This is a genomic window from Sphingomonas sp. GW821-FHT09B04, assembly GCF_059418285.1.
Genome location: NZ_JBWKPO010000005.1, coordinates 114,355 through 121,761, shown reverse-complemented (window position 1 = coordinate 121,761; position 7,407 = coordinate 114,355). Strand labels below are relative to the sequence as shown.

At 68.1% G+C, this 7,407-nt stretch carries 4 protein-coding genes; 2 read left to right on the top strand and 2 right to left on the bottom strand.

The annotated features are described in order from the left end of the window. The first annotated feature begins 265 nt into the window (after window positions 1-265). Together AC07NK_RS16330 and AC07NK_RS16325 are read left to right on the top strand one after the other, a co-directional pair. Window positions 266-2,884 (top strand): TonB-dependent receptor domain-containing protein, encoded by a 2,619-nt coding sequence (locus tag AC07NK_RS16330; RefSeq protein ID WP_495171670.1) that lies wholly within the window; start codon window positions 266-268, stop codon window positions 2,882-2,884. Next, window positions 2,878-4,989 (top strand): Atxe2 family lasso peptide isopeptidase, encoded by a 2,112-nt coding sequence (locus AC07NK_RS16325; RefSeq protein WP_495171669.1) that lies wholly within the window; start codon window positions 2,878-2,880, stop codon window positions 4,987-4,989. Before AC07NK_RS16330 ends, AC07NK_RS16325 begins: the two co-directional genes overlap by 7 nt. Here the strand turns inward: AC07NK_RS16325 and AC07NK_RS16320 are convergent. Beyond that, window positions 4,955-6,730, bottom strand: a complete 1,776-nt coding sequence (locus tag AC07NK_RS16320) for an asparagine synthase-related protein (protein ID WP_495171668.1) — start codon at window positions 6,728-6,730, stop codon at window positions 4,955-4,957. The two genes, AC07NK_RS16325 and AC07NK_RS16320, sit on opposite strands and share 35 nt — an antisense overlap. Further along, window positions 6,727-7,383 (bottom strand): lasso peptide biosynthesis B2 protein, encoded by a 657-nt coding sequence (locus tag AC07NK_RS16315; RefSeq protein WP_495171667.1) that lies wholly within the window; start codon window positions 7,381-7,383, stop codon window positions 6,727-6,729. Before AC07NK_RS16315 ends, AC07NK_RS16320 begins: the two co-directional genes overlap by 4 nt. Window positions 7,384-7,407 lie beyond the last annotated feature (24 nt).

Sequence of the window (7,407 nt, the reverse complement as noted above, 5' to 3'; positions counted from 1 at the left end):
CGAAAGCAGCCAGACAGCTTGCGGCCCAACCTAGGTCAATAGACCGTTCAGCGCGGGCAACGTCCGCTTTCGCCATCCCTCGCCCAAGAGCTGACTGGCTGCAGCCGGCCCAGTTGCTGCCATTCACAATCTTTCCGATCCCGGTGAAGCCCGGGAGATCAGACTGAACTCACCGAAGAAATTTTCCCGCGCCGCCCCCGTAGTCGGGCTCGCGCTGCGTCAATCCCCTCGCCGCCGGCATCAGACCGGCGACGGGAGGACGACAATGACGATTTCGAGATTGACGCTCAGCGCGAGCCTGTTTGCAGCCACGGCTCTTGCCGTGGCCCTCGCTCCCCTGCCCGCCGCCGCCGAGGCCGGCAAGGCAGCCACCGCCCGCTACGACCTGCCCGCGCAATCACTGGCCGACACACTGCGGGCGATCGCCCGGCTGACAGGGCGCGAGATCCTGTTCGACGCGGCCGCAGTGCAGGGCCGCCGCGCGCCCGAGCTCAACGGGCAGTTGACGCTCGAGCAAGCGCTGCGGGCGGCACTCGCCGGCAGCGGCCTTGTCGCCGAGCAACGCGAGGGCGCAGTACTGATCCGGCACCCGGCACCGGCAGCCAACGACCCGCGCACCACGCAAGCCGGCTCTGCGCAGGACGGCGAGGTTACTGTGACCGGCACGCGCATCCGCGGCACCGACAGCCCGTCGCCGGTAATTGTTGCCACGCGACGTTCGCTCGAGGCAGCCGGTATCACCGATCTTGTCGGCTTTTCGCGGATCGTGCCGCAGAACTTCACCGGCGGGCAGAACCCCGGGGTCGCGGGTGGCGGCGACCAGGGCGGACAAAGCAACATCAACAACTCGACGACGCTCAACCTGCGCGGCCTCGGGCCTGATGCGACGCTGACGCTCGTCAACGGCCATCGCCTTGCCTATGACGCGCTCGCCCAGGGCGTCGACATTTCGGCGATCCCGCTCGCCGCAATCGAACAGATCGAAGTCATCGCCGATGGCGCCTCGGCACTGTACGGCTCGGACGCAGTCGGCGGCGTGGTCAATATCCGACTGCGGCGAGACTATGAAGGGATCGAGACGAGCGCGCGGTTCGGCGCCTCGACCGATGGCGGCAACCTCCAACAGCAATATGGCATGGTGACCGGTGCGCGCTGGGACTCGGGTGGATTCATGGTCGCCGCGGACCATAGCCACAACACGCCGATCGACGCGATCGACCGCGCCTATGCGCGCACGCTCAATGGCTCGCAGACGCTGATCGCACAGCAATCGCAATGGAGCGCAGTGCTGGCGGGCCACCAGCGGATTGCCGAAGGCGTGACTTTCGAGCTCGACGCGCAATTCGCTGACCGGCGGATGCGCAAGGCAAACGCGTTCCTTGCCACGACCGACGCCTTAACCAACGGGCTGGTCAACCGGCCGGTCGTGCGCTCGTTCGCGGTGACGCCGAGCCTGCGCGTCGCGCTCCCGGCGCAATGGGAAGCGTCGCTCGAACTCACCCATGCGCAGAGCCGCACCGACATCCGCTCGCGCCGCTTCATCGGCGGGGTCGAGACGCCCCAGCGCCTCATCTACGAGAACCAGCTCACCAATATCGAGGCCAATGCCGAAGGCCCGCTGATGGCGTTTCCCGGCGGCGACGCACGTCTCGCGATCGGCGGCGGCTATCGCAGCTTCTTGCTCGACATAGATACCAGGCAAACGGTGGGCGGCACGGTGCGGGTGACGCGCGACGCCACCGAGCGCCGCGAGAGCCTGTTCGCGTATGGCGAAGTGTCGCTGCCGCTGGTGGGTCCGCGCAACCGCCTGCCGCTGATCGAGGCGCTGCGGTTCAGCGCAGCGCTGCGCTACGAGCATTATGCGGGAATCGACGAGGTCGCCACACCCAAGCTCGGCCTCGTCTATGCGCCGCACCGCGATGTGACGATGAAGCTCAGCTGGGGCAAGTCGTTCAAGATCCCCACCCTGAACCAGGTGAACCAGATCCGCGACGGCGCGCTGTTCCTCGGTACCCGCTTCGCGCCGCCGCCGGTACCGCCGCTCGCGACCGGCACGACCGTGCTGTTGCTGACCGGTGGCAACCCCGACCTTGCTGCAGAGCGCGCGACGACCTGGACGGCGACGCTTGAGCTGCGGCCGGTCGAGGGCTTGCGGATCGAGGCGAGTTGGTTCGATGTCGACTATCGCGGGCGGATCGCCTCGCCGGTGTCGGACTTCTTCGCGGCTCTCGCCAACCCCGCTTATGCGCAATTCATCACCTTCAGGCCCTCGGCCAGCCAGGTCGCCGACCTCGTTGCCAGTTTGCCGCTCGGACTCAGCAACCAGAGCGGCCAACCATTTGATCCCGCGCAAGTCGCCGCGATCATCGACACGACGCTGCGCAACACCGCGCGCGAGCGTGCACACGGCGTCGACATCCAGGCCGAGTACAGGATCGACATCGGCACCGGACGGCTGCTTCTTACCGCGGCCGCGAGCCGTCTCGAGGCGGACCGCCAGTTGAGCGCGGGCCAGGCGGTGCTCGAACGTGCCGGGCTCATCTTCACCCCACCGCACTGGCGCGCGCGCGGCGGGGCAAGCTGGGAACAGGACGGCGTGCAACTCTCGGGGTTCGTCAATCATGCCGGCGGCACGCGCGATGATCGCTTCACCACGCCGGCTCGGGTCGGCGCGTTCACCACGCTCGACTTGAGCGCAGCGGTGCGGACGACCGCGCAAAGCGGGCCGTTCCGGGGTCTCGAGCTGCGCCTCTCAGCGCTCAACCTGCTCAACGCGAAGCCCGATCGTATTCGTACCTCAAGCGCAGCGCAGATCCCGTTCGATTCGACTAATCAGTCCCCGCTCGGCCGCTTCGTCAGCCTGACGGTGACCAAAACATGGTGATGAGCGCGCCGTTCCTGCTCGCGAGTATCGCGCTCCTCGCTTTCGCCGGTGATGCCCGCGCGGCACCACAGGACGCGTGCGCTGGCCTTGTACCGCCGACGCACCCATCTTCGTCGCGCGCCCTCACCGCCGACGACCTGGTCCGGCTGCGCGATATCGGTCCGGTGGACCCGTTCGCGCAGCGTGCGCGGCTCATCACGCTCTCACCGGACGGCAAGCATGCGGCATTCCAGCTGCGTCGCGCCGATCCGCTAGGCAACGACTATTGCCTGGCGATGATGGTGATCGAGCTCGCAAGCGGATCTCTGCGGCTCGTCGATCAGGGCGGCGAGATGATCCGGGTCGATCATATGTTCCGCGGCAAGGCCGCCTTCCCTACCGGCATCGCCAGGGCGATCACGCCACGCTGGTCGCCCGACGGACGCTGGATCGCCTTCCTCAAGCGTGAGGGAGGCGCGGTCCAATTATGGCGCGCGCAAATCGATGGCAGCGGTAGTGAGCCCCTCACGCATGCCCCAGCGGATGTCGAGGATTTCCGGATCGCACGCGATGGGCGGTCGGTGATCTTCACCAGCCGGCCGGCGCTGGGTGAAGCGCGCGCCGGAATCGACCACGAGGGCCTGTCCGGCTTCCACTATGACGAGCGCTTCGCTCCGGCGGCGAGCAGCCGCCCCTTCCCCGCCGCGCCGATCGCCCAGAGCGTGGCGGTCCTGGATCTCGCAACCGGGGCGGTGCGCGAGGCAAGCAAAGCCGAAGCGTCGCTTCTTTCCACAACCGATATCAGCGATGGCCTGTGGACCGAAGCGCGGAACAAGGACGGACGGAGTGCACAGATCCAGCAAGAGGCCGGCACACTCAATCCCGGGCATGGCCAGCTGGTCGCAGAGAACGAGAAAGGACGGAGGATCCCCTGCCCGGCTAAGACTTGCGCGCAAGCGAGCCGCCCCTGGTGGACCGCCGAAGGGCGGGTTCGGTTTCTTGCACGCGACGGCTGGGCCGATGCATCGACCGCGATCTATGAGTGGACGCCCGGATCCAGCACCCCGCGCCGTCTCTACGTTACCGACAATGTGCTCGCCGATTGCGTACCGCTGAATGATACGCTGCTCTGTCTCATCGAAGGTTCGCTGACGCCGCGACGGCTCGAGCGGCTCGATCCCGCGACCGGCGAGCGCCAGCTCCTGTTCGACCCAAATCCCGAGCTCAACGCACTGCATTTGGGCAAAGCCGAACGGCTCCACCTCACCAACGTCTTCGGCCTGCCCTCAATCGCTGACCTGGTGCTGCCGGTCGGCTATCGCTCGGGCACGCGCTACCCGCTGGTGGTGGTGCAATATGACACGCGCGGTTTTCTGCGCGGCGGCACGGGCGACGATTACCCGATCCAGGCGTTCGCCAACCGCGGCTATGCCGTGCTGAGCTTCAGCCGGCCGCGCTCGATCGGACGGCGGCGCGGCGATACCGATTATGTCGAGGTCGCTCGCCGCGATCTTGAGGGCTTCGCCGATCGCCGCAGCATCCATGCTTCGCTCGAAGCCGGCATCCGTCTCGCCGTCGCGCGCGGGATCGCGGATCCGGCCCGGATCGGCGTAACCGGCATGAGCGACGGCGCCTCGACCGCCGTGTTCGCGCTGCTCCACAGCGAGAGGGTCGCGGCCGCAGCGCTCAGCAATTGCTGCATCGACACGATGCTCGCGACGCGGGTCGGCCTGATTGGAGCCCGCGAGTTCCGGCGCATAGGCTATCCTGGGCCCACCGACCGCAGCCAGGCAGCCGATCAATTCTGGGCGCAGATCTCGCTCGCGCGCAATGCGGCGCGCATCGCGACACCGATCCTCATGCAATCCTCGGACGACGAGGTGATGAGCGCGCTCGAAAGCTATTCCGCGCTTCGCGAAGCCGGTGCGCCCGTCGACCTGTTCGTCTTTCCGCAAGAGCACCATGTCAAATGGCAGCCCGCGCACCGGCTTGCCGCCTATACCCGCGCGCTCGACTGGTTCGACTATTGGTTGCTGGATAGGCGTTCGGCCGCGCCGGAACGCCAGTTGGAGCTCCGCCGCTGGGACGAGCTCAGGCGCACGAGGCGCGCTCGCCCGGCCCACTGAGCGCGGCAAGCCGCGTGTCCCAACTATCGAGCCAGGCTTCGGTATCGATGAGGTCGAGGATGCGGACATTCTCGTCGCTCGTGGTCGGCCGCCCGTGGCGGAGCGCCTGCTCGATCGCGCCGCGATCGAGCAGGCCATAACCGACGAGCCGGCCGTCCAGCAGCCGTTCGCGAATGCGCGCGCGATGATGCTCGACGACCCGCGCGCAGAAGGCGTCAGGACCGCCCTTACTGCGGCGCCGGGTGATCGCTTGCGGCAAATCCTGCGCGAAGGCCTGGCGCGCAACCGCACGGTCGATCCCGCCGGTTCGCCAGGCCCAGCTCGGGATCGCAAGGCAGGCCTCGACAATCGGCTGCGAGAGCAGCGGATGGAGCACGCTCGCATGGCGGCTGCGTCCTGGCTCGAGCACCTGCTGGATACGCAAGAGCGCCGCGACATGCCCCGCCTTGCCGGGCAAGGCCGTTCCTGGCTGATCGAGCCAAGGGTGGGTCAGCGACTCCTGCGCCAGCGCCGCGCGTACGCCGGGGTTGAGGAACATCGGCACCGCGCGCCAGCGATAGCGCCGCCGCCGCAACAGCCGCAGTGTCGCGCCAAGCGCCTCTAGCGGGCCGCAGCCGGTCTGGCGGCAGACATCGCCGAGCGTATTCAGCACGCCGCAGGAAAGCCCCTCGTTGCGCAGCCGATCGACGATGGCACCGGCCGATTGCGAATAGCCGAAGACATTGTCGCCGCCATTGCCGGTCACGAACGCATTGGCATTGATCTCACGCGCCAGCGCGAGATGCGCGCGCTCATAGGCCTGTTCATGGGTCCGGCCGATCGGACGCGGCAGATGCGGCGCCAGCGGCACGGCCAGATCGATCGCCTCGAGCGCGTAGGGCTGCTCGGACAACGGGGTTCGAAGATGCGCGCAGAGCTCGCGCGCATAGCCGCGCTCGTCGCCGCTCGGATCGTCGCCATAGACGGTAAGGCACTGGGCCTCGCGGCCGCCGCCAGCAAGGCACGCGGCGACGATCGCAGAGTCGAGCCCGCCCGAGACGCTGACCAGCAGCCGGCCGCGACCGGCCGTCCAGCCGAGCACGCATTGGCTGACGGTGCGGCGCAGGCGCGCCGCGGTCTCCACTGGCTCTGCGTCAGCGGCATGGACGTGGTCCCAGGGCGACCAGCGTTGGCGCTGCGTGTGCTCGCGATCCGATATCTCGATCGCAAAGCCGGGGAGAAGCTCGGCAACGCCGGCCAGCACCGTCTCGAACGTGGGAAGATTGCCGCGCCAGAGGTGACGTGCCAGCGCCTGCGCGTCGATCGCCGGACGCACCAGCCCGCTCGCCAGCAGCAGCTCGACCTCGGAAGCCAGCAATGTCATTGCGGGTGTCGCGGCATAATAGCAGGGAAGCGCGCCGGAAGGGTCGCGCAGGATCTCCACCGCGCCCGCGCCGGCAAGGGCCGCGACATATCCGCCCCAGAAACGCCCAAGCAGCGTGCCGCCGCGATCGGCAAACAGCTGCGCCGGATCCGACAGGTCCGCTGCCTCGAGCGGGCGCGGCGGCCCGTGCCGTCGAAACAGCGTCCCCAAGACCAGCCCCCTCCCCGGCACGCCGATGCAGCGACAGGCCGGATTGGCGAGCGCGATCAGCGGATGGCTGTCGAAAACCCGGTCGAGGCCGGTCGCATCGGCGAGCCGAGCGGCCGTACCAGGGGCAGCTGGACCCCGCGCGACAGCAAGCAGATAGCGCGGCCTCACGGCACCACCAGGATCGGAGTGAACAGCCGCACCTGTTCCAGATCCCCGACGAGCACTGCATCCTCGAGCTGGACCCAGCAATGCGCCGCGAAGGGATCGCGCCGGACCCCAAAGACCAGCGCCGGAGCGATACCGGCGCGATGGCATCGATCGCGCATCGCGATCGCGCGGGGCAGACAGCGATCGGCGGTGCGAAGAAGCAGGCCCGCCGCGGAGAAAGCGGCAGCTAGGTACCGCGCTCGCGCGATCGCATCGCCCGTCGGTATGCTGCGCGCTGCCCGGGACGCAGCGAGGATCGCCTGCAAGCTCAGGCGGCGCAGCCGCCGGGACGCGCGATATTGGGCAAGAACCGCACCCGCGATGTCGCCAAGCCTCGCCTTGCCCCGCGGATCGATGGCCAGATCGCAGGTCGCCTCGATCAGCGTCGCCGGCGCAGGCAGCTGCCCTCCGTTCGCATCGGGAACGAGCAGTCCGCTTTGGCAAAGCTGCTCAAACGCTGGAGCGGCGCCAGGCTCCACGCCTTGCGCCCAGCTTCGGAACGCAGCATCCCGATCGGGCGACAGGCAGAAGAAGCGGTCGCGTTCCAGGTCGAGAAAGACGGCGCGTCCGGCGCACAGGCACCAGGAAACGCCATCGCGCAGGCGCAGTGACATGGCGAAAGCTCGCAAAGGGCGCGC